The organism is Azospirillum terrae, assembly GCF_053470425.1.
On the sequence record NZ_JBPXMR010000004.1, the window covers coordinates 19,670 to 42,413 of the forward strand.

Here is a 22,744-nt window from a genome sequence, read left to right on the forward strand (position 1 = left end):
CCCCTCTCCCGCAGGGGGAGAGGGGCTTTTGCGTGGGGCGCCTTACTTAACGATGCCCGGCTTGTGCTTGAAGTTGTGGTGCGCCTCGATGTAGCGCACGGTGCCGGACTTCGAGCGCATGATCACCGAGTGGGTCGTCGCACCGCCGGGGAAGCGGCGCACACCCTTCAGCATGGCGCCGTCGGTGACGCCGGTCGCCGCGAACATCACGTTGCCGCTGGCCAGCTCGGTCAGGCTGTACTTCTTGGTGAGGTCGGTGACGCCCCAGCGCGCGGCGCGCGCCTTCTCGTCGTCGTTGCGGAACAGCAGACGGCCCTGGAACTGGCCGCCGATGCAGCGCAGCGCCGCCGCCGCCAGCACGCCCTCGGGCGCGCCGCCGGAGCCGACGTACAAATCCACGCCGGCGTTCGCCTGGCTGGTGGCGATCACACCCGACACGTCGCCGTCGGAGATCAGCATGATGCGCGCGCCGGCTTCGCGGACGCGGGCGATCAGCTCGGTGTGGCGCGGGCGGTCGAGGATGCAGACCACCAGTTCCTCGACCTCGGTGCCTTTGGCCTTGGCCAGCGCCTTGAGGTTGTTGGCCGGCGTCTCGTCGAGATCGACGATGCCCTCGGGCAGGCCGCCGCCCACCGCGATCTTGTCCATGTAGACGTCGGGGGCGTTGAGGAAGCCGCCCTGGTCCGCCATGGCGATGACGGCCAGCGCGTTGGGGCCGCCCTTGGCGGTGATGGTCGTGCCCTCCAGCGGGTCGAGCGCGATGTCGACCTTCATGCCCTTGCCGATGGCGCCGCCGACCTTCTCGCCGATGTACAGCATCGGCGCCTCGTCGCGCTCGCCCTCGCCGATCACCACGGTGCCGTCGATGGAAAGCGTGTTGAGCGCCTGGCGCATGGCGTCGACGGCGGCCTGATCGGCAAGCTTCTCGTCGCCGCGGCCCATCAGCAGCGACGCGGACAGCGCCGCCGCCTCGGTGACGCGCACGGCCTCGAGCGCCAGATTCCGATCCATACCGGACAGGTCGACATGTTGATTAGGCATGGTGTTGCTCCCCGAACTTTCGGTCTTGTCTTGTCTGTTTAGAACTGTTCGATGCGGATCATGCGCGGCGGTTCCAGAACCGCGGCCTGGGCGGCGATCGCCGCCAGGGCCTTCTGCATGGACGCCTCGTTGGTGTCGTGCGTGGTGAGCACCACCGGCACCGCCTCGCCGGGCGACCGGCCGCGTTGCAGGAAGCTCTCCATCGAGACATTGTGATCGCGCAGCACCGCCGCCACCTCGGCTATCACGCCGGGCCGGTCCACGACCATGAGGCGAACGTAGTACGCCCCTTGCCGCCCCTCCATGGGCGACGGGTCGAGCCGGGCGAGGTGTGCCGCCGGCACACCGAACGTCGGCGTGCTGCGCCCGCGCGCCACGTCCACCAGATCGGCCACCACGGCCGAAGCGGTGGGGCCAGCGCCGGCCCCGCGGCCGACCAGCAGGACGCGGTCGACGAAGTCGCCCTGCGCCACCACGGCGTTGAACACGCCGTCCACCGCGGCGATGGGGGCGTCCTTCGGCACCATGCAGGGGTGCACGCGCTGCTCGACGCCGTTGCGGGTCAGCCGCGCGATGCCCAAGAGCTTGATGCGGTAGCCCAGCTCCTCAGCGTAGCACAGATCCGTGGCCGAGACGTGGCGGATGCCCTCGATGTGCACGTTCTGGAAATCCACCGGGCAGCCGAACGCCACCGAGGTGAGGACCGCCAGCTTGTGCGCCGCGTCGATGCCGTCGATGTCGAAGCTCGGGTCGGCCTCGGCGTAGCCCAGGGTCTGCGCCTCGGCCAGCACGTCGGCGAACTCGCGCCCGGTGGTGCGCATCTCGGTGAGGATGTAGTTGCACGTCCCGTTGAGGATGCCGTGCACCTCGCTCACCCGGTTGGCGGCGAGGCCCTCGCGCAGCGCCTTGATGACCGGAATGCCGCCGGCCACCGACGCCTCGAACGCCAGCGTCAGCCCGCGCGCCTCGGCGCGTTCGGCCAGCGCCGTGCCGTGGTTGGCGAGCAGCGCCTTGTTGGCGGTAACCACGTGCCGCCCCTGTTCCAGCGCCGTCTCGACGGTCGCCTTGGCCGGCCCGTCGGAGCCGCCGATCAGCTCGACCACCGCGTCCACGTCGGGCGCCGCCGCCATGGCGACGGGGTCCTCGAACCAGCGGACGTTGCTCAGATCGACGCCGCGGTCCTTGGAGCGGTCACGCGCGCTGACCGCCGTCACCTGGATGCGCCGGCCGCAGCGCTGCTCGATGAGCGCGCCGTGCTCGGCCAGCACCTTAAGCACTCCGGCGCCGACCGTGCCCAGGCCGGCGACCGCGATCTTCAGCGGAGCGCTCATGGCAACCCGGCCTCCTTATACAGTTGCTCGCGCACCGCGGGGTCCTGGCTCGCAGCGCTTCCGGCGGCGTTGGAGCGGAAGAACTCCTTGATGTTGCGGGTGGCCTGACGGATGCGGTGAACGTTCTCCACCAGACCCAGGCGCACGTGGCCGTCGCCGTACTCGCCGAAGCCGATGCCCGGCGACACCGCCACCTTGGCCTCCTGCATCAGCAGCTTCGAGAACTCCAGCGAGCCGAGGTGGGCGAACTGCTGCGGGATCGGCGCCCAGGCGAACATGCTGGCGCGCGGGCTCGGCACCGGCCAGCCGGCCTGCTCCAGCCCCTCGATCAGCACGTCGCGGCGCTGCTTGTACATGGCGCGGATCTGATCGACGCAGTCCTGAGGGCCGTTCAGCGCGTGCGCCGCGGCGACCTGGATCGGCGTGAAGGCGCCGTAGTCCAGATACGACTTGATGCGCGCCAGCGCCGCGACGAGCTTCTTGTTGCCCGACGCGAAGCCGATGCGCCAGCCGGCCATGTTGTAGGTCTTCGACATCGAGGTGAACTCGATGGCGATCTCGCGCGCCTCGGGGATCTCCAGGATCGACGGCGACGGCACGTCGTCGAAATAGATCTCGGCGTAGGCGAGGTCGGACAGGATGTAGATGCCGTGCTTGCGGCAGAACGCGACGATGGGCCGGTAGAAGTCCAGGTCCACCACCTGCGCCGTCGGGTTCGACGGGTAGTTCAGCACCAGGGCCAGCGGCTTGGGCACGCTGTGCTTGGTGGCGCGCTCCAGCACGTCCATGAACTTGTCGAGGTCCGGCGAGGCGCCGCCCTCCGAGCCCACCGGCAGATGGCGGATCGACGCGCCGGCCAGCACGAACCCGAAGGGATGGATCGGGTAGCTGGGGTTCGGCACCAGGATGGTGTCGCCGGGGCTGGTGATGGCGTTGGCGAGGTTCGCCAAGCCCTCCTTCGACCCGATGGTGACGATGGTCTCGGTCTCGGGATCGAGGTCGACGTTGAAGCGCCGCTTGTAATAGGCGGCGTGCGCCCGGCGCAGGCCGGGGATGCCGCGCGAGTTGGAATAGCGGTGCGTCTTCGGGTTCTGGACGGTTTCGACCAGCTTGTCGACGATGTGCTGCGGGGTGGGCTGGTCTGGGTTGCCCATGCCGAGGTCGATGATGTCCTCGCCGGCGGCGCGGGCGCGCGCCTTCATGGCGTTGACTTCGGCGAAGACGTAGGGCGGCAGACGCTTGATGCGGTGGAATTCTGACGAATCGCTCATGGACGCTCCGAGACCTTGCCGGCCGCGGGCAGGACCAAAAAACGCGAGCGGACCGGGACCCCTTATCTACCGCCGCGCCCGAGGATTAGCGAGGCAAATTTCACGGGGGAGCGGTGCGCCGATTGCGTTTGCCTTGGGTGGATTGCGGTGGGCTCCGCCCATTGCGCACCCGGCGCGGCGTGCTCAACGCCGCACAACGGCGCGGCGTCAGCCGCTCTTGCCGGGCGTCACCTTGGGCGGCGGCGGGATGGTCATCGGCTTGTACTTCTCCTCCAGTTCCTTGGCCGTGGCGCGCGATTGCGCGCGTTCCTGCTCCAGGGTCGTCACGTCTTTCTCGCGCTGCGCCACCGTGGGCACGTCGGTGGGGCGGCCGGGAACCGTCGCCAGATTCGGGTAGGTCGCCTTCTCGCCGGACAGACCGCGTATGGGGGTGGGGGCGTCCGGCGGCGGCCCGCCGCCGAAGACCGAGTTGATCACGCCCGCGTCGGTCACGCGGTTGCTGCACCCGGACAGCGCCAGAAGCGCCGCGACCAGCGCCGCGCCGCCCCAACCCCCGCGCGCCCCGATGCGCCCTCTGCCTATCGTCATTCGGTACACTCCGCAAAACCAGTCTTTTGGCGCATCTTGCAACCGGCCAAAGGACATAAAATCTTCATGCCGCACGTGTATGAGTGTCGCAGCCCCTGTACACGGAGTCGCAACCCCACCTTCGCGGTTTCAAAATCCGTACGGGACTGTATAAACCTCTGTTCGTCGCTCCTGAAGCCCAAACGATACGATAAAGGACTGCCTCATGGCCGAAAACCAGGCCCCGGATGTGAAGCTGCCCGATCCCGTCGAGCTGTCGCGGGCGATGACCCGCATTGCCGAGCAGAGTCAGAAGCTCGTCACCGACTTCCTGTCGCGTCAGCAGGACGGTGCGGGCTCCGGGAACCCCGACCCGATGGGTGTCGGCAACGCCTTCCTTGAGATGACCAAGCGCATGATGGCCGATCCGGCCAAGCTGATGAAGGCTCAGATGTCGCTGTGGCAGGATTACCTGACCCTGTGGCAGCGCACGACGCAGCGCCTGCTGGGCCAGGAAGCCGAGCCGGTCATCGCCCCCGCGAAGGACGACCGCCGCTTCAAGGACTCGGCCTGGGACGAGAACACGCTGTTCGACTTCATCAAGCAGTCCTACCTGCTGAGCGCCCGGTGGATGCAGTCCACGGTGCAGGAGGTCGACGGCCTGGACGGCCACACCGCCAAGAAGGTGGACTTCTACACCCGCCAGTTCGTCGACGCGATGGCGCCCTCCAACTTCGTCATGACGAACCCGGAGGTGCTGCGCACGACCATCGAGAGCGGCGGCGAGAATCTGGTCAAGGGCTTGGAGCATCTGCTGAAGGACCTGGAGCGCGGCAAGGGCGAGCTGCGCATCTCGATGACCGACTACGACGCCTTCCAGGTCGGCAAGAACATCGCGCTGACGCCGGGCAAGGTGGTCTTCCAGACCGACCTGATGCAGCTGGTGCAGTACACGCCGACGACGCCGGACGTGGCCAAGCGGCCGCTGATGATCATTCCGCCGTGGATCAACAAGTTCTACATCCTCGACCTGCGCGAGAAGAACAGCTTCGTGAAGTGGGCGGTCGATCAGGGCCACACCGTCTTCGTGCTGTCGTGGGTCAACCCGGACGAGAACCTCGCGCAGAAGTCCTTCGAGGACTACATGACCGAGGGCGTGCTGGCGGCACTCGACGCCATCGAGAAGCAGACCGGCGAGAAGGACGTCAACGCCATCGGCTACTGCCTCGGCGGCACGCTGCTGGGTTCGACGCTGGCCTACATGGCGGCCAAGGGCGACGACCGCATCAAGTCGGCGACCTTCTTCACCACCATGCTGGACTTCGCCGAGGCCGGCGAGCTGTCGGTCTTCATCGACGAGGAGCAGCTGAACTTCATCGAGAACCAGATGGCCGAGGTCGGCTATCTGGACGGCGCCAAGATGGCGACCACCTTCAACATGCTGCGCGCCAACGACCTGATCTGGTCGTTCGTGGTGAACAACTACCTGCTCGGCAAGGACCCGTTCCCGTTCGACCTGCTGTACTGGAACAGTGACTCGACGCGCATGCCGGCCGCCATGCACAGCTTCTATCTGCGCTCCATGTACCAGAAGAACCTGCTGTGCCAGCCGGGCGGCGTAACGCTGAAGGGCGAGCCGATCGACCTGCGCAAGGTCAAGACGCCGTCCTTCTTCCTGTCCGCCCGCGAGGACCACATCGCGCCGTGGACCTCGACCTACCAGGGCACCCAGCTGTTCACGGGCCCGGTCAAGTTCGTGCTGGCGGCGTCGGGCCACATCGCCGGCGTCATCAACCCGCCGGCGGCCGAGAAGTACTGCTACTGGACCAACGCCAAGCTGCCGAAGGAAACGGACGCCTGGCTGAAGGACGCCAAGCAGAGCCCCGGTTCCTGGTGGCCGGAGTGGCAGAAGTGGGTCGACGGCTTCTCCAACGGCCGCGTTCCGCCCCGCGATCCGGCCAAGGGCAAGCTGAAGGTCCTCGACGAGGCGCCGGGTTCCTACGTGAAGACCCGCGTGGTGTGATACGGCCGGCGCATGAATGCTTCCATGATCGGCCGGCCGCATCACCCTTTCGCTCAATGCTATGCATTGAGCTGTCGGGTTTAAACCGAAGGCGCTTGATGGAAGACATCAAGCGCCTTCGGTATGATGCCTCCCCCCTCCCCCGGCCCTGCCGGGGGAGGGTTAGGGTGGGGGCAAGATCTGCACACAGCAGAGCCCCAAAAGAAAAGGCCCCGGAGGTTTCCCTCCGGGGCCTTTCCTCTTTGCGGAAGATCCGCTGACCTTATTACGAGGTCGGGCCGGCAACGGTCGGCAGGACCTGCGCGCGGCGGTTCGACGGCTCGCGAACGTTGTCGCCGGTCTTGACCAGCAGCTCGCTCTCGCCCTTGCCTTCGGTGGTGATGGCACCGGCCGGGATGCCCTTGGCGACCAGCACGCGCTTCACCGACTCGGCGCGGCGCACCGAGAGCTTCTGGTTGTAGCTCGGCTTGCCCGAGGTGTCGGTGTGACCGACGACGCGGACGCGCACGGCCTGACCCTTGGCGGCGGTGACCATGTCGCTCAGGACGCGGTCAGCGGCCGGGGTGATGTTCGACTTGTCCCAGTCGAAGAACACCAGGTACTCGCGCTGCAGGCCACCGACGGCGGCGGTCGTCTGCGTCGTGGCCGCCGGGCAGCCGTAGCTGCCCTGGTGGATGGCGTAACCGCCGTCGGCCGTGCGGACCGGGACATTGCCCCAGCCGATCACCGGGTTGCACCACACCTTGGCCTCGGCCTGCGCCATGGCAGGCGAAGCCATCAGACCACCAGCAACGATGACGGCCGGCAGCATGGCCAGACCAGAGATAAAGCTCTTCATACCCTACTCCCCTATCGAGAACGCATCCCGTGGTGGCGCGTACCGTCGGATGACCGCCCGGTACGCCGATGAACACTCGGCAGGCGTGGCGGCGCCTTCCAAAAACAAGGAAACGGAACGGGTCGTTCCTTTCCTATTCTCCGGAAGCCCAAGCCGCCGCCGTTCACCCACCGTAGAATGGCTGACACGGGACGCATGCTAACTCAACAGCTTGGGCTAAGCCAGCCTCAACCGCCACGATACTCCATTGCGAGGTCCGCATAGTGCCGCGAAGACACAGTAAAGGAAGCAAGATCCTCTTGCGTAAGCTCGCGAATCGGCCGGGCGGGCGATCCGGCCCACAGCCAGCCGCTTTTTACACGCTTTCCGGGGGTCACCAGGGCTCCCGCAGCCACCATGGCGCCCGACTCGACGACGGCCCGGTCCATGACGCAGGCCTTCATGCCGATGAAGCAGTTGCTCTCCAGCGTGCAGGCGTGCAGCAGCGCCATGTGGCCCACCGTGATGCCGTCGCCGATGTAGGCCCCCTGCACGCCGCGCGAGACGTGGATGACCGTGCCGTCCTGGATGTTGGTGCGCGCGCCGATTCGGATGTCGTTGACGTCGCCGCGAAGCACGCAGCCATACCAGATGCTGGTTTCCGGCCCGATCTCGACGTCGCCGACGAGCGTCGCGGTTTCGGCGACGAAGGCCGTCGGATCGACCTTCGGCCGGATGCTGCGATAGGGCCGGATGATGGCGGGCATGGTCTGCGTGCCTTCTCTTTACGGGAACATCGGCGCCTGATCGATGCCCGTCGTCTCGCCGAGGCCGAGCATGACGTTCATGTTCTGGATCGCCTGCCCCGAAGCGCCCTTCACCAGATTATCGATCACCGACACGATGATGGCGCCGCGCGGCGTGCGATCCGCAAAGACGCCGATCAGGTTGTGGTTGGAGCCGCGCACGTGCCTGGTCGCCGGCGCGATGCCCGGCGCGGTCACCGCCACGAACGGCTCGTCCCGGTACTTCCTCGTCAGGGCCTCGCGCAGGTCCTCGGCGCTGACGCCCTCGGCCATGCGGACGTAGATCGTTGCCATCATGCCGCGGTTCATCGGCACGAGGTGCGGCGTGAACGACACGGTGACCGGCCGGCCGGCGGCCAGCCGCAGTTCCTGCTCGATCTCCGGCATGTGCCGGTGATAGCCGACGCCGTAGGCGTTGAAGCCCTCGGACACCTCGGTGAAGAGGTTCTGCTGCTTGGCGTCGCGCCCTGCCCCGGACACGCCGGATTTGGCGTCGATGACGATTCCGCCCGGCTCGATCATTTCGTCCAGCAGCAGCGGCGCCAGCGGCAACAGCGAGCAGGTCGGGTAGCAGCCGGGGTTGGCGACGACGCGGGCCTTGCGCACGCCCTGCCGGTTCAACTCGGTCAGGCCGTAGGCGACCTCCTTTTGCAGATCGACCGCCCGGTGCTCATGGCCGTACCACTCGGCGTAGGCGTGCGGATCGGACAGGCGGAAGTCGGCCGACAGATCCACCACCTTGATGCCGTTGGGGATGCCGGCGATGACCTCCTGCGTGGTGCCGTGCGGCAGGGCGCAGAACACCACGTCCAGTTTGTCCCAGTTGACCGCCTCGATCTTCACCAGATCCGGCAGCTTGTAGTGCGAGAGATGCGGGAACACCTCGGCCATCGGCTTGCCGGCCTGCCGCTCGGCGGTGAGGGCGCAGATCTCCGCCGCGGGGTGGCGCAGCAGCATGCGCACCAGATCCGCGCCGGTGTAGCCGCTGGCGCCGAGGATGCCGATCCGGACGGGAGTGACGTTGTTGGCCATGGGGATTCCCTATCGTGGGGCAGAACTGGAGGGGCAGGACCGGACAAACAGAAAGGGGGCGCCCCGCGTGGGACGCCCCCTGCCTGTAACCGTGCTTGCAGAGACCGCGTGCGGGTTAGCGCTTCGAGAACTGGAAGCTGCGGCGCGCCTTGGCGCGGCCGTACTTCTTACGCTCGACGATGCGGGCATCGCGGGTCAGGAAGCCGGCAGCCTTCAGCGGCGGGCGCAGGCCCGGCTCGAAGTAGGTCAGCGCCTTCGAGATGCCGTGACGGACCGCACCGGCCTGACCGGACAGGCCGCCGCCGGTGACCGTGGCGATGACGTCGAACTGGCCGGCGCGGTCGGAAATGCCGAACGGCTGGGCGATCATCATGCGCAGAACCGGGCGGGCGAAGTAGACCTCCTGGTCGCGGCCGTTGACGGTGATCTTGCCGGAACCCGGCTTGATCCAGACGCGGGCGACCGCGTCCTTGCGCTTGCCGGTGGCGTAGGCGCGGCCGAACTGGTCGAGCTTCGGCTGGGCGACATCGGCGGAGGCGCCGGCCGGCGCGGCCGTACCGGTGCCCTGCAGATCCTTCAGGCTGGAGAGGGTGGTGGTGACCTGAGCCATAGGATTACGCGCTCCGCTTATTCTTCGGGTTCAGGGCGCCGACGTCCAGCACGGCCGGCTGCTGCGCCTCGTGCGGGTGGACCGCACCCTTGTAGACCTTGAGGTGAGACATCTGGCGGCGGCCGAGCGGGCCGCGCGGAACCATGCGCTCCACGGCCTTCTCGATGACCCGCTCCGGATACTTGCCGTCGAGGATCTGGCCCTTGGAACGGCCCTTGATGCCGCCCGGATAGCCGGTGTGCCAGTAGAAGATGTCGTCCTTCCGCTTGTTGCCGGTCAGCTTCACCTTCTCCGCGTTGATGACCACGATGTGGTCACCGCAATCCATGTGCGGGGTAAAGGTCGGCTTGTGCTTGCCGCGCAACATGTTCGCCAGGATGCTCGCCAGACGGCCGAGAATCAGGCCGTCGGCGTCGACGACGTACCACTTCTTCTCGATGGTCGCCGGCGTCAGATTGTAGGTCTTCATCGCCACACTCGTTGAGTGAATCGTGGATCGGCGGGCCGCCGAATCCTGCGGCGCCGAAGCGACCGGCTTTCTACGGGTTTTACCGCACAGCGTCAACGTAAAAAATATGACGTGAATTCAATGACTTAGGCTCGGGGTATTTAGATACCACATCGCGAAAGCCATTGATATCAAGGGTCTTTTTAGCCCGCCGAACCTTCCCGGTATCCGGATACCGCGATGCTGACCGGGTCGTGCGGCGGGATGGAATAGGTGCCGGTGGCGTGCGCCACGGGCTCGTCCACCCCATCGTCGGAGAACAGCAGAACCTCGCCGTAGGCCAGCCGCTTGCCGAGCTTGAGCAGGCGCCCCTCTGCGACCATGCCCACGGGCGGCGGGCGCTTGAGGAAGTTGATGGTCATGCTGGTGGTGACCGCCAGCTCGACGCGGCCGATGGCGCTGAGCACCGCGGCGTAGAGCGCCACGTCGGCCAGCCCGAACATCGCCGGCCCCATGACGGTGCCGCCGGGACGGACGAAGTCGGTCTTATAGGGCATGCGCATGCGCACGCGGCCGGCGACCAGTTCGTCGATGGTGATGCCGAAGGCGCCGACCAGAGGCACGCCGTCGCGAATCAGCGCTTCCAGTTCCGGGATGGCGATGGCGGATGGGGCGGGTGCGGTCATTGGGAACTCATGCAATTATCCGACAGGTCACGCCACCGGCATCGGCGGAGCCTCCGGCTCCGTCCCTGCCCCGCAGCGCGCGGCAGGAAAGGAGAGCGTGACGACGGTGCCTTTGTAAAGCTCGCTGTCCAAACGGACGGTTCCGCCGTGCGCCTCGATCAGCGCCTTGGTGATGGTGAGGCCGAGCCCGACCCCTCCGGTCGGCCGGGTGTGGGGGTTGCCGGCCTGCCCGAACGGCTCCCACACCCGGACGAGGTCTTCGGCCGCGATGCCCGCGCCGGTGTCGCGCACGGCGAGGTCGAGTCCGCCGTCGCCGCGCGTCCGGGCGGAGATCGTCACCGCACCGCCGCGCTTGGTGAACTTGATGCTGTTGAAGGCGAGATTCACCAGCATCTGGACGACCCGGCGCCCGTCGCAGTGCAGGTCCGGCAGGCGCTGCGGCACGTCGAATTCCAGCGCCACGCCGGCCTCTGTCGCCCGGTTGGTGAGCATCTGCGCGGCACGGCCGACCAGTTCGCCCACCGGCACCGTTTCCTCGCTCAACTCCAGCACGCCCAGCTCGATGCGCGAGATCTCCAGGATGTCGTCGATGATGCCCAGCAGGTGACGCCCGGACAGGTGGATGGCGCCCACATAGCCTTGATAGCGCTCGCTGCCCACCGGCCCGAACAGGCCGGTCTGCATCACCTCGGAATAGCCGAGGATAGCGTTCAGCGGCGTGCGCAGCTCGTGGCTCATCACCGCCAGGAAGTGGGTCTTCGAGCGGTTGGCCGCCTCCGCCTCGCGCTTGGCGTCGAGCAGCGCCAGCTCGGTCTGCTTCAGGTGCGTGATGTCGCGCCCCTCGGGCACGAGGTAGATGACCGCGCCGTCCTCGTCGAAGATCGGCCGCAACGAGAAATCGACATGGATCACCGCACCGCCCGGCGCCGAGTGCGTCGTCTCGAATCGCACGAAATCGCCGCGCGCCGCCTGCTCGACCCCGACCTTCAGGCGCTCCTGGTCGGCGGGCGCATTCGACCACCACGGCGTGTCCCAGAAATACCGGCCGAGCACCGACTCCTCGCTGGCGTCGACGAAGCGCAGCGACGTCTCGTTCGCTTCGATGATCCGGCCGTCGGTTTCCAGCAGGCCGATGAATTCGAACGTGTGGTCGAAGATGGCGCGGAACCGCCGCTCACGCTCGCGCAGCGCCATGCTGGCGGCGCGCTGGGTGGTGATGTCGAGCATCACCGCCTCCATGCGGCCGGGGCCGGTGCGCCAGCCGCTGATCGACACCCAGCGCGTCTCGCCGTCGTCGTTGACGATGCGCACGGCGGTCTGCCAGGGGGAGCCGACGGCCGGACAGTTCTCCACCCACGCCGTCAGCGCCGCACGGTCCTCGGGGTGGACGATGTCGAGCAGCCCGCCGCCCGCCTCGGCCCGCAGCCGGGCGCTGCCGACGTGCAGGCGGCGGCCGACGTTGTCGGTGACGAACTCGACCGGCAGCCGCCCCTCCGTCCGCCAGACGAGGCCGACGACGGGGCTGCGGTTGATCATGGCCGCAAGGCGGATGCGCTCCTGCTCGGCGAGCCGGCGTTGCGTGGTGTCACGGCCGACCGTCTGGACGGCGGTGAGCTTCCCCGCCCCGTCGAAGACGGCGAGCCGGCGCCAGGTGATCCAGCGCATCGAGCCATCAGGGTTCGGCCAGGGCTCCTCGCTGCTGATCGCGCCCGAGCCGGGCGTCGCCTCGGTGATGAAGCGCTCGGTAGCCTCGACGGTGCCCGCTGGAAACCGCTCGCGCAGCGAGCCGGTGACGAAGTCGCGCGGCGTGGTGCCGCACAGCGCCGCCAGCTCGCGGTTGACCACGCTGACGCTCAGGTCCGGTTGGAAGCGGCAGACCAGCTCCGACTGGTCGTCGATGGCCGTGCGGAACTTGTCGCGGCTGGAGAAGATCTGGCAGACGAAGCACTTGTCCTCGGTCACGTCGGCCAGCGTGACCAGCCGTCCGCCATCGGGCAGCGGAGTCGCCGCGAAGGTGACGTCGCGGCAGTCACCGTCGCTGCGCACCAGGAACGCGGTGCCGCGGCCCTGCATCGGCAGCGCAGGGCCCTCCGGCCCGTGCAGCGGTGTCAACTGGTCGAAGGGAAGCCCCGTCACCGCATCGGCGTCGCGCCCGATCAGCGCGGCGAAGGCGGCGTTGGCCGCCACGATGCGCTCGTCCGCCCCGACGATGCAGGTCGCGGTGGGGCTGTCCATGAAGATGGCGCGCCAGTCGATGGCCGCTGGCGCGGTGTCCTCCGATGCCAAAACGGGTCTCCGACGACTGGCTGAACCGGTCCATCATGACCGAAACATCATGCGTAGGCCAAAGAATTCCCCGAAAGGAGTAGCCGTGTTCGTGCGGCGATTTGACCGGCCCCGCCCAGTTTCAACGTATTTATTCAGTACAATCCGCGCTGCATTTCACATTTTTTCTGTTGAATCCGCGCGCCCGCTGCGCTCTCATGGCTGGGTCTGCAACGCGCCCGTTCCGTTGCGGCCGAACGGCGGGTAAGCTCCGCCGCAGGCAAGCCAGAAGACCGGAAAGGAACGAGCATGAGCGTCGCCACCACAGCCGAAGCCGCCGAGGCCCCGCTGGTCCTGCGCCAGGATCAGGGCGGCATCGCCACGCTGACGCTGAACCGGCCGGCCGCGCGCAACGCGCTGTCCGTCGGGCTGATGCGCGCCTTGCAGGCGGAACTGGACAGCATCGACACCGACCCGTCGGTCACGGTGGTGGTGCTGGCCGGGGCTGGCCCGGCGTTTTGCGCCGGCCACGACCTGAAGGAGATGCGCGCCGATCCGCGGCACGAGGCGTACGCGGCGCTGTTCGCCCAGTGCGCCAAGTTGATGATGACCATCACCAGCATCCGCCAGCCGGTGATCGCCCGCGTGCACGGCATCGCCACCGCGGCGGGCTGCCAGCTGGTCGCCACCTGTGACCTCGCCTACGCGGCGGACACCGCGCGATTCGCCACGCCGGGGGTGAACATCGGGCTGTTCTGCTCGACGCCCATGGTGGCGCTGACCCGCGCGGTCGGGCGCAAGGCGGCCATGGAGATGCTGCTGCTGGGAGACCTGATCGCGGCGCAGGAGGCCGAGCGCATCGGCCTCGTCAACACGGTCGTCCCCGCCGAACACCTGGACGCCGCCATCGCCACCGTGGCGTCCAAGATCGCGTCGAAGTCGCCGCTGACGCTGTCCATCGGCAAGGAGGCGTTCTACCAGCAGCTCGAAAAGCCGACCGCCGAGGCTTACGCCTTTGCGGCCGAGGTGATGACCCGCAACATGCTGGCGCAGGACGCCGCCGAGGGCATCGACGCCTTCCTGGCCAAGCGCGACCCGGTGTGGTGCGGCCGATGAGCGGTCATGACCACTACACCGACGATGTCCTGCGCGCGGTGCTGGGCCGCGTGCGGTCGGTCGCCATCGTCGGCTTCTCCAGCAGCCCGGTGAAGGCCAGCTACTTCGTCGCCAAGTACCTGCGTGACAAGGGCTACACGATCTATCCGGTGAACCCCGGCATCGCCGGGCAGGAGGTGCTGGGCCTGACGGTCTACGCCAGCCTCAAGGACCTGCCGGCGCCGCCGGACATGGTGGATGTCTTCCGCAACGCTCAGGCCGCGGCCGGCGTCACCGACGAGGCGATCGCCGTGGGTGCCAAGGTGGTGTGGATGCAGTTGGGCGTGCGCAACGACGAGGCGGCGGCGCGCGCCGAGGCGGCCGGCTTGACGGTGGTCATGAACCGCTGCCCGAAGATCGAATACCAGCGCCTGTACGGCGAAATCGGCCGGATCGGCGTCAACTCCGACGTTCTCGTCACCAAGAAGCAAAAACTCACCAGGACGTTCAAGAAACTCATCTAGGGGAACATTATGAGCGAGCAGAAGACTTTCGGCTTTGAAACCCGCGCCATTCACGCGGGCGCGGCACCCGATCCGGCGACGGGCGCGCGGCAGACGCCGATCTACCAGACCACCGCCTACGTCTTCGACGACATCGACGATGCGGCGTCGCTGTTCAACCTGCAAAAGCTCGGCTTCATCTACTCGCGCCTGACCAACCCCACCGTCTCGGTGCTGGAGGAGCGGCTGGCGAACCTCGAAGGCGGCGTCGGCGCCACCTGCACGTCATCGGGCCATTCGGCGCAGATGATGGCGCTGTTCCCGCTGCTGTCGCCGGGCGACGAGTTCATCGCGTCCACCAAGCTCTACGGCGGCTCGCTCAACCAGTTCGCCAACAGCTTCCCGCGCGCCTTCGGCTGGAAGTCGATCTTCGTCGACACCGACGACCTCGAAGCCGTGCGCAAGGCGGTGACGCCGAAGACCAAGGCGATCTTCGTCGAGAGCCTCGCCAACCCCGGCGGCGTCGTCACCGACCTGGAGGCGCTGGCGAAGATCGCCGACGCCGCGCAGATTCCGCTGGTGGTCGACAACACGCTGGCAACCCCGTACCTGTGCCGCCCCATCGAGCACGGCGCCACGCTGGTCATTCACTCGACCACCAAGTTCCTGTCGGGCAACGGCACGTCGCTGGGCGGCGTCATCATCGATTCGGGCAAGTTCGACTGGACCAAGGCCGGCAAGTACCCGGCGCTGACCGAGCCGGAGCCGGGCTACCACGGCCTGAAGTTCCACGAAACCTTCGGCCACCTCGCCTACACCATCCACGGCCACGCCGTGGGCCTGCGCGACCTCGGCCCGAGCCAGGCGCCGATGAACGCCTTCCTGACGCTGAACGGCATCGAGACGCTGCCGCTGCGCATGGAGCGTCACGCCGCCAACGCGCTGAAGGTGGCGCAGTTCCTGGAGAGCCACCCGGCGGTCGCCTGGGTCAGCTACGCCGGCCTGGAATCGTCCAAGTATCACCAGTTGGCGAAGAAGTACCTGCCGCGCGGCGCCGGCTCGGTGTTCACCTTCGGCGTCAAGGGCGGCTACGCGGCCGGCGTCAAGGTGGTGGAGAGCGTGCAGCTGTTCAGCCACGTCGCCAACCTTGGCGACAGCCGTTCGCTGATCATCCACCCGGCCTCGACGACGCACCGCCAGCTTTCCGAGGAAGGCTTGGCGAAGGCCGGCGCCGGCCAGGAGGTGGTGCGCCTGTCCATCGGCATCGAGAGCGCCGAGGACATCATCGCCGACCTCGATCAGGCGCTGAGGGCCTAACAAGCCCCTCTCCCGGCCGGGCCGGGAGAGGGAGGGGCCCTCGAAGTGGAAGGGTGAGGGCGACGGTTCCTCGGAAAGGCCGTTTCCCCCACCTAACCTCCCCCATCACCCCACCACGAGGTTGTTCACCGAGTCCGCGTCGGCGACCAGCAGGTTCGGCGGGTTCATGCGCCCCGCACAGGTCATCGGCGTCGCCGGCACCGGGACGGTCAGGTCGCCGTAGCCGCCGCTGCGCACCACCCCCTCGATCACCCCCGCCGCGCGCATGCCCTGTGGGGACAAGCCGTCCTGCACGAGCATCTTGGCGAGCACCACCCGGTTCCCCGGCTGGCGGTAATAGGCCCAGTGCGCCCCGCGTTCGTCCGGGGTGTCGCACAGCGTGGCGCCGTAGCGCGTCTGGAACCACGCGTTGAAGCTGACGCTCTGCTGGGCCGGCGTGCGGTCCACCTGCAAATCGATCCAGTTCGGCGTCGGCTGCATGCCGTCGCGGCCGATCACCCGCGCCGGCTGGGTGTTGACGTAACGATAGGGGTGGCAGCCCGTAGTGCCGCCCCACTTCAGCACCGGGTCCGACTGCGAGGCGAAGCTGAAGACGTCGGCCTGCGCGCCGGCCAGGGCGTCGCGCGCGTCGACGCTGAACTGCGCCCCGCCGACCAGCAGCACCCGCCGCACCGCATTGGGAAAGCCGTTGGCGGCCAGCAGCTGGATCGCTTCCGTGGCGGTGCGGGTGCCCAGGCTGTGGGCGAAGATGTCCACCGGCACCCCCGCCTCGGCCAGCGCGCGGATGATCGCCGCCAGCGCCTTCGACGCCAGCGGCGCCAGATCAAACACCGGGTATTGGTAGAGGTTGCACCAGCACGCCGAGCCGTACTGCTTCATGCTGCCGATGGAGGTCCAGCAGAAGGCGACGGCGATGTCGGCCAGGACGTTGCCGGCCTCGTCGGTCTCGCCGACGATGGGCAGCCAGCTCTCGCGCCCGCTCACCGTCGGGTTGGCGTAGACGCCGTTGTACGGATCGTCGGCGTTGCCGGGATCGTCGTCGCTGGAACTCGGGTCGAAGTCGAAGCCGTGCACCATCACCACCGCGCGCCCGGTGCCGCGCTTGGCGACCCACGCGCCGACATAGTCCTTCAACGCCTGCGACGGCTCCGGCAGCGCCGTGTCCGGCTTAGGCAGCGTCTGCAACGACTCGCCCGCGAAGCCGTTCAGTTCGTCCGCTGCCGTCCGGTAGGCCGGCGCGTCCGGTGCGCCGGCATGTTGTGCAATCCAGCGAAACCCCAGCATGAGCGTTCTTCCCGTTTTTATTGGTTGCCGGGACATGGTTTCACGATAACCGCGAGCGTTCAATCCGAACGCAACGGCGCCGAAAAGGGTAAGCGCTTTCGCAAACCAACACCAAATTGGAGGGCTCCGGCCGCTTCCTTGATTCGCCTGCGCGCTGGACGGACCTTGGTAGGGAGCGCGGTGCTCTGTCTTCAGGGGTGTGGGATGGGCGTGAAGCTGACGATCGGGCTCGCCGCTGCGGCGAGCCTCGGGATGGCGGGATGCGTCGGCGTGCCGGTGGCGGTCTCGGCCGCCTCGCTCTATGTCGACACGGTGCTGTATCTACGCACCAGCAAGACCGCCACCGACCACATCATCTCGGCCGCGGCGGATCGCGACTGCTCGATGGTGAACGTGCTGCTCCGGGGACGCCTGTGCGAGGATGGACCGCCGCCGCAACTGCTCACCGAGATGCTGCGCGAGGTGGAGACGGTGCCGCCGTCCAGCGACAGCGTCGCCCGCGCCGCCCGCGACCGCGCCGAAGGCCGCGTCGAGGTGGCCGAGGCCGACCCGCTGGTGCTGACCGACAGCACCCCGGCGCCCGGCGCCGCTCCCCTGCCCGCCCCTGCCCGCACTCCGCCTCCAGCCCCGCCTCCAGCCCCGGCGGATCGGCCCGGCGCTGTCGAAACGGCGCTGCGCGACGGCGGCAAGCCGGTCCTGGTGGTGGTCGGCAGCTTCACCAAGCGCGCCCATGCCGAGGCGCAGCGCGCCGCCATTCCCCACCCGTCGATGGACATCGTCGAGGCGACGGTGTTCGGCAAACTCCACTACCGCGTGGTGATCCGCCCAACCGACCGCGAGGACGCGTTGCGCCAGCTTGCCATCGTCCGCACCGCCGGCATCAAGGACGCATGGCTGCTGCCGTGGAGCGGCAACCTCAGCGTCACCAACGCCGTTGCGGCGCTGCCCTATGTGGGGTGGCTGTACCGGATCTAGGCGTCCGTTCGCGGGGGCGTTCGCCGGCTGCTACTCCGCCGGGGCCGGGGCGGTCGCCGCCGCCGCCTCCTTGCGCTCGCCGGGCAGCAGCAGCGCCGCCAGGAACGCCACCAGCGCCAGCGCGGTCAGCGTCAGGTACAGCGCCTGGAACTCGCCGAAACGCTCGTAGAACGCCGCCACCATCTGCACCGCCACCGGGCCGGCGCCGAAGGACAGGATGAACTTGGCGCCGAACGCCAGTCCGCGGTGCTTGTCCGGCGTGTAGCGCGCCAGCAGCATGTTCTCCGCCGGGATCTGCACCTGAGACGCGATCACCACCGCCCCCGCCGCGACCACCAGCGGCAGGCCCAGCAGCACCGCCATGAACGCCATCATCGGCGCCTGGATCAGCAGGCACAGCGCGTAGATCCGCTTCAGCGGGTACCGGTCGGCGAGATGCCCGCCGATGAGCTGCGGCACCGCCGCCAGCAGATAGACGAAGGTCACCAGCCCGCCGACGCCCAGCGTGCTGCCGCCCAGCATGTCGCCCAGCCGCGCCTCGAACAGCTTGGGCAGCACCACCTGCATGGCGTTGAACATCAGCCCGGCGCAGACCATGGTCACCGACAGCACGATGAAGGCCCGCATGGCGTCGCCGCGCGACGGCTTGGCCTGCGGCGTCAGGTCGCCCGCACGGTCGTGGACCATGCCCAGCGCGATGAACACGCTCAAAGCCACACCGAACGCCATGCAGATGCCGCCGGGAATGAAGAAGGCCCAGCGCCAGCCCATCAGCTCGGTCAACCCACCCGCGACCAGCGCCGCGGAGGCCACGCCGATGGTGCCGAACAGGCCCATGTAGCCCAGCGCCTTGCCGCGGTTGACCGCGTTCTTGACCATCCAGGCCATGCCCACGGGATGGTAGATCGACGCCCCCAGCCCGAGCACCGCCAGCGCCGCCATCAGCCCGCTCGGCGTGTCGGCCAGCCCGCAGGCGACGGCACCGGCGCCGGTCAGCAGGAAGAAGGCGGCCATCATCTTGGAATTGCTCCAGCGGTCGCCCAGCCAGCCGGCCAGCGGCGCGCCCAGCCCGATCAGCAGCGCCCCCAGCGTCCACAGCCGGATCAGATCGTCGTAGGGCAGGTTCCACTCGCGCTCCAGCGCCAGCACCACGGTCAGATACAGCGCGGCGACGATGTGCATGAGCGTATGGCCAACCCAGGAGAAACCGACGGACAGGCGGGCGGACAGTTCGGTCATCGACATCTCCGGGGGCGGATGGATCGGACAAAAGGTCGCACGCACACCTGGCACCGGCAACCATGCCGGCCGCATGGCCGACATGCAACCGCCGTCTCATACCGAAGGCGCTTGATGTCTTCCATCAAGCGCCTTCGGTTTAAACCCGACAGCTCAATGCATAGCACTGAGCGAAAGGGTGATACGGCCGGCCGATCATGGAAGCATTCATGCGCCGGCCGTATCAGCCATGGACGGACACGAGGTCCATTGGACCCGCCCCCGGTTCCGGTTTAGAATGTCCCAAGTTTGCCACAGCCGAAGTCCGGGTCCACCATGTCCGCGCCGCGCTCCCCCGGCTCCCGCCGCACGCCCAGCGATCCGCAGGCGGCGTGGCTTCGGCGCGGCATGGAGCAACCCGGCGGCAAGCTGCCGCTGTTCACCCGACAGGGCCAGCGCGTCAATCTGCGCACCATCCGCGCCTGCCTTGACGCCGGATGGGCCGAGCACTGGTTCCACAACCCGCTCAAGCCGGACTGGCTGGTCTGCCGCCTGACCGACGCCGGCCGCGCCGCGGTGATGGCGCGCTCCACCGTCATCCAGGTGGATTTTGGAGGGCGCCAGGGAAACCTGTTCGGATAGGCGGAGCCGCCGCCCTACTCCGCCGCCAGCATCTGCCGCTCCAGCGCCGCGCCGAGTTCGCGCGGGGTCACCGGCTTGTGCACCACGCAGAAGTGGTGCTCGGCGGCGTCGTGCTGGCACTCCGGGCCGGTCTCGCCGGTCAGGATGATTCCGGGAATGCCGGCGCCGTGCAGCGCCCGCACGCGCAGGATCGCCTCGGTGCCGACGCGGCCCTCGCGCAGGCGGTAGTCGGCGACGATGATGTCCGGCGTCCGCCCGTCCGCGGCCAGCCCCTCCACGGCCTGATCGGCCGAACCGGCGGCCAGCACCTCGTAGCCCCACTCCTTCAGGATGGCCTGCAATCCCATCAGCACGATGGCGTCGTCGTCCACCAGCACGGCGAAGCGCCCCGCCCCGCTCGCCACCGGCCCGCCCGGCGTCGCCGCCGGCTTGGCCGCGACGGTGCCGAGCGGCACGCGGATGCGGAACTCCGCCCCCGCGCCGACCGTCGAGCGAACCTCCACCGGGTGGTCGAGCAGGGCCGACAGTCGCCGCACAATGGCCAGCCCCAGGCCCAGTCCCTGCGCACGGTCGCGCTCCGGGTTTCCGACCTGATGGAACTCTTCCCAGATGCGCTCGAGCTGGTCGGGCGGGATGCCGATGCCGGTGTCGCGCACGGTGATGTGCAGCGCCTCGCCGTCGCTGCGGCAGTCGAGCGCCACCGCCCCTTCCGCCGTGTAGCGCAACGCGTTCTCGATGAGGTTGCGGACCATGCGCGACAGCAGCGTGCGGTCGCTGCGAACCACCGAATGGCAGGGCGTCACCCGCCACAGCAGCCCCTTGGCGTTGGCGACCGGCGCGTAGGCGGTGGCGATCTCGTCCAGCACGTCGGACACCGCGAAGTCCTCGACGTCCGCCGTCACCAGCCCGGCGTCCAGGCGCGAGACGTCGAGCAGGCTGTCCAGCAGACCCTTCAGCGCGTCCAGCCCGCGTTCCAGATGGCGCAGCACCTCGGCCCCCTTGGGCGAGGAAACCTGCGCCTCCAGCGCCGCGGTGAAGAAGAACAGCGACTGCAAGGGCTGGCGCAGATCGTGGCTGGCCGCCGCCAGGAACTTGGTCTTGGCGAGGTTGGCGCGCTCCGCCTCCTCCTTGGCGCGGTGCAGCGCCTGCTCCATTTCCTTGCGCCCGGTGATGTCCAGGTTGATGCCGGTCATGCGCACCGGCGTGCCGTCGTCGGCGTAGATGGCGCGGCCGATGGCCGCCAGCCAGCGCAAGCCGCGCTTGGGATGGTTCACCCGGTACTCGGTGTGGAACTCGGTGCGGCGGTTCGCCAGCGTGTCGTGGAGACAGGCGTCGGCAATGGCACGGTCCTCCGGCACGATGACGGCCAGCCAGGTCTCCCGCTTCGGCGCACTGCCGTTGGGCTCCAGGCCGAACAGCGCGTATGACTCCGCCGACCACCGGCTCGTGTTGGAGGCGATGTCCCACTCCCAGGTTCCTGCCTCGGCGCTCGACAGCGCCAGCCGCAGCCGCTCCTGGCTGTCCTTCAGCGCCTCCTCGGCGTGCTTGCGCTCGGTGATGTCTTCGACGATGGCGATGCGATAGGCCGCCTCCGTCCCGGTGATGCGGGCCAGCGACGAGGTCACCCGCACCAACACCATGCTGCCGTCCTTGCGGATGCAGCGCTTTTCCAGGGCGTAGCTTGGGACGTCGCCGACCAGCAGGCGGTCGAGCAGCGCCTCTTCGGCGGCGCGGTCGGCGGGGTGCGTCAACTCGCGGAACGACCGCCCGGCAATCTCCTCCGCCGTATAGCCAAGGATGGCGCAGGCCTTGCCGTTGGCCTCCAGAATGCGGCCGTCCAGCGCCACGCGCTCGATGCCCACGGCGGCCTGCGCGAAGACCGAGCGGGCGCGCTCGTCGCTCTGCCGCCGCGCCGCCTCGGCGTCACGCAGATCGGTGATCTCCATGACGACGACGCCCACCGCGGTGACCGCGCCGTCCTCCTTCACCGGATAGATGTTGGTCAGCCAGTGGCGCCGGCCGCCGCCGGCGGACGGGGAAACCTCGCCGACGATCTCGCGGGTCTGCACCGCCTCGCCGGTGGCGAAGACCCGGTCGAGGATCGGTCCCATGACCATGGCATTGCCGGGCAGCACCTCGTCCAGCGGGCGGCCGGCGTGCGCATCGACAGGCAAGCCGTTGAGGCGGGCCAGTTCCTCGTTGACGCGGATGCAGCGGCGCTCGCGGTCGAAGAAGGCGAAGCCCACCGGCGCGTGCGCCAGCATGGCGTCGTGGTGGGCCAGCAGTTCGCATTTCTCGCGGTTGGCGGCCAACAGCGCCGCGTCGCTGCGCTTGCGTGCGGTGACGTCCTGGAAGAACACCGCCAGCCCGCCTTGCGACGGGAACGCCCGCACCGCGAACCACGCGTCCAGCCGCGGATAGTAGCCCTCGAACTCCACCGGTTCCTGCTCGGCCAGGGCGCGGTCGTATTCCCGGCTGAAGACGCTGTCCACCGCGTCCGGGAAGGCGTCCCACAGCCGTTTGCCGACCACGTCGCGCCCCTCGGCGATCAGCATGCGGGCACGGTCGTTCATGAAGGTGATGCGCCAGTCCGGGTCGACCTCGAAGACGCCGTCGGTGGTGCTGGCCAGCACCGCAGCCATCTTGTGCGCCGCGGCGTTGGCCTGCTCGCGCTCCGCCCGCCCCACGTCCGGGACGTCGGCGTTCAGCCAGCGGCCGGCCGCATCCGCCAGCATGCCCAGCGGCCACCGCAGGACATCGTCCACCCCCAGGGCCGGGACGGTCTTCAGCATCAGACGGTTCAGCAGGCTCAT

At 68.3% G+C, this 22,744-nt stretch carries 20 protein-coding genes; 6 read left to right on the forward strand and 14 right to left on the reverse strand.

Going from position 1 to position 22,744, the window contains the following annotated elements:
* Positions 1-42 precede the first annotated feature (42 nt).
* From glpX to ACSVDD_RS12430, 4 genes are all read right to left on the reverse strand, one after another.
* On the reverse strand, positions 43-1,011 hold the full coding sequence (glpX, locus tag ACSVDD_RS12415; protein WP_448190064.1) for a class II fructose-bisphosphatase: 969 nt from the start codon (positions 1,009-1,011) through the stop codon (positions 43-45).
* A gap of 68 nt (positions 1,012-1,079) precedes the next feature.
* The gene (locus ACSVDD_RS12420; RefSeq protein WP_448189672.1) at positions 1,080-2,372 is read right to left on the reverse strand and encodes a homoserine dehydrogenase; all 1,293 of its coding nucleotides are present in this window, start codon (positions 2,370-2,372) and stop codon (positions 1,080-1,082) included.
* Positions 2,369-3,643: an LL-diaminopimelate aminotransferase gene (locus tag ACSVDD_RS12425; protein ID WP_448189673.1), complete on the reverse strand. Its 1,275-nt coding sequence runs from the start codon at positions 3,641-3,643 to the stop codon at positions 2,369-2,371. The genes ACSVDD_RS12420 and ACSVDD_RS12425 overlap by 4 nt, the downstream gene beginning before the upstream one ends.
* Before the next feature lie 207 nt (positions 3,644-3,850).
* The gene (locus ACSVDD_RS12430) at positions 3,851-4,231 is read right to left on the reverse strand and encodes a hypothetical protein (protein ID WP_448189674.1); all 381 of its coding nucleotides are present in this window, start codon (positions 4,229-4,231) and stop codon (positions 3,851-3,853) included.
* Positions 4,232-4,436: 205 nt separating this feature from the next.
* On the opposite strand from ACSVDD_RS12430, the gene phaC reads away from it, so the two are divergent.
* Positions 4,437-6,233, forward strand: a complete 1,797-nt coding sequence (gene phaC, locus ACSVDD_RS12435; RefSeq protein WP_448189675.1) for a class I poly(R)-hydroxyalkanoic acid synthase — start codon at positions 4,437-4,439, stop codon at positions 6,231-6,233.
* 265 nt (positions 6,234-6,498) lie between these two features.
* Here the strand turns inward: phaC and ACSVDD_RS12440 are convergent, their stop codons facing one another.
* The 7 genes from ACSVDD_RS12440 to ACSVDD_RS12470 form a co-directional block, all read right to left on the reverse strand.
* Positions 6,499-7,071: an OmpA family protein gene (locus ACSVDD_RS12440; RefSeq protein ID WP_448189676.1), complete on the reverse strand. Its 573-nt coding sequence runs from the start codon at positions 7,069-7,071 to the stop codon at positions 6,499-6,501.
* A 227-nt stretch (positions 7,072-7,298) separates the two neighbouring features.
* Positions 7,299-7,817: a gamma carbonic anhydrase family protein gene (locus ACSVDD_RS12445; RefSeq protein ID WP_448189677.1), complete on the reverse strand. Its 519-nt coding sequence runs from the start codon at positions 7,815-7,817 to the stop codon at positions 7,299-7,301.
* Between the two features lie 18 nt (positions 7,818-7,835).
* Positions 7,836-8,888 carry an N-acetyl-gamma-glutamyl-phosphate reductase gene (gene argC / locus ACSVDD_RS12450; protein WP_448189678.1) on the reverse strand — a complete coding sequence of 351 codons (1,053 nt, stop codon included), beginning with the start codon at positions 8,886-8,888 and terminating at the stop codon, positions 7,836-7,838.
* A 115-nt stretch (positions 8,889-9,003) separates the two neighbouring features.
* Positions 9,004-9,498, reverse strand: coding sequence for a 30S ribosomal protein S9 (rpsI, locus tag ACSVDD_RS12455; protein ID WP_448189679.1), 495 nt, complete (start codon positions 9,496-9,498; stop codon positions 9,004-9,006).
* A 4-nt stretch (positions 9,499-9,502) separates the two neighbouring features.
* The gene (rplM, locus tag ACSVDD_RS12460) at positions 9,503-9,967 is read right to left on the reverse strand and encodes a 50S ribosomal protein L13 (protein WP_448189680.1); all 465 of its coding nucleotides are present in this window, start codon (positions 9,965-9,967) and stop codon (positions 9,503-9,505) included.
* Between the two features lie 182 nt (positions 9,968-10,149).
* Positions 10,150-10,632 (reverse strand): PaaI family thioesterase, encoded by a 483-nt coding sequence (locus ACSVDD_RS12465; RefSeq protein WP_448189681.1) that lies wholly within the window; start codon positions 10,630-10,632, stop codon positions 10,150-10,152.
* Positions 10,633-10,659: 27 nt separating this feature from the next.
* Positions 10,660-12,918: a PAS domain-containing sensor histidine kinase gene (locus ACSVDD_RS12470; RefSeq protein WP_448189682.1), complete on the reverse strand. Its 2,259-nt coding sequence runs from the start codon at positions 12,916-12,918 to the stop codon at positions 10,660-10,662.
* A 288-nt stretch (positions 12,919-13,206) separates the two neighbouring features.
* Here ACSVDD_RS12470 and ACSVDD_RS12475 point away from each other — a divergent pair, with 288 nt between their 5' ends.
* Genes ACSVDD_RS12475 through ACSVDD_RS12485 form a run of 3 tightly spaced genes read left to right on the forward strand, consistent with a single transcriptional unit; the run spans position 13,207 to position 15,812 of the window.
* Positions 13,207-14,013, forward strand: coding sequence for an enoyl-CoA hydratase (locus ACSVDD_RS12475; protein WP_448189683.1), 807 nt, complete (start codon positions 13,207-13,209; stop codon positions 14,011-14,013).
* Complete coding sequence (locus ACSVDD_RS12480; protein WP_448189684.1) at positions 14,010-14,516, forward strand: CoA-binding protein; 507 nt, start codon at positions 14,010-14,012, stop codon at positions 14,514-14,516. The genes ACSVDD_RS12475 and ACSVDD_RS12480 overlap by 4 nt, the downstream gene beginning before the upstream one ends.
* Positions 14,517-14,525: 9 nt before the next feature.
* A complete protein-coding gene (locus ACSVDD_RS12485; RefSeq protein ID WP_448189685.1) occupies positions 14,526-15,812 on the forward strand; it encodes an O-acetylhomoserine aminocarboxypropyltransferase in 1,287 nt (428 codons plus the stop codon).
* Between the two features lie 105 nt (positions 15,813-15,917).
* Here ACSVDD_RS12485 and ACSVDD_RS12490 read toward each other — a convergent pair whose 3' ends face one another.
* Positions 15,918-17,096 (reverse strand): hypothetical protein, encoded by a 1,179-nt coding sequence (locus ACSVDD_RS12490; protein ID WP_448189686.1) that lies wholly within the window; start codon positions 17,094-17,096, stop codon positions 15,918-15,920.
* Positions 17,097-17,306: 210 nt separating this feature from the next.
* Here ACSVDD_RS12490 and ACSVDD_RS12495 point away from each other — a divergent pair, with 210 nt between their 5' ends.
* Positions 17,307-18,071, forward strand: coding sequence for an SPOR domain-containing protein (locus ACSVDD_RS12495; RefSeq protein ID WP_448189687.1), 765 nt, complete (start codon positions 17,307-17,309; stop codon positions 18,069-18,071).
* A gap of 30 nt (positions 18,072-18,101) precedes the next feature.
* Here ACSVDD_RS12495 and ACSVDD_RS12500 read toward each other — a convergent pair whose 3' ends face one another.
* Positions 18,102-19,310 carry an MFS transporter gene (locus tag ACSVDD_RS12500; RefSeq protein WP_448189688.1) on the reverse strand — a complete coding sequence of 403 codons (1,209 nt, stop codon included), beginning with the start codon at positions 19,308-19,310 and terminating at the stop codon, positions 18,102-18,104.
* 315 nt (positions 19,311-19,625) lie between these two features.
* Between ACSVDD_RS12500 and ACSVDD_RS12505 the strand changes: the two genes are divergently transcribed.
* Positions 19,626-19,931 carry a hypothetical protein gene (locus ACSVDD_RS12505; protein WP_448189689.1) on the forward strand — a complete coding sequence of 102 codons (306 nt, stop codon included), beginning with the start codon at positions 19,626-19,628 and terminating at the stop codon, positions 19,929-19,931.
* A gap of 14 nt (positions 19,932-19,945) precedes the next feature.
* Here the strand turns inward: ACSVDD_RS12505 and ACSVDD_RS12510 are convergent, their stop codons facing one another.
* Positions 19,946-22,744 (reverse strand): hybrid sensor histidine kinase/response regulator, encoded by a 2,799-nt coding sequence (locus ACSVDD_RS12510; RefSeq protein WP_448189690.1) that lies wholly within the window; start codon positions 22,742-22,744, stop codon positions 19,946-19,948.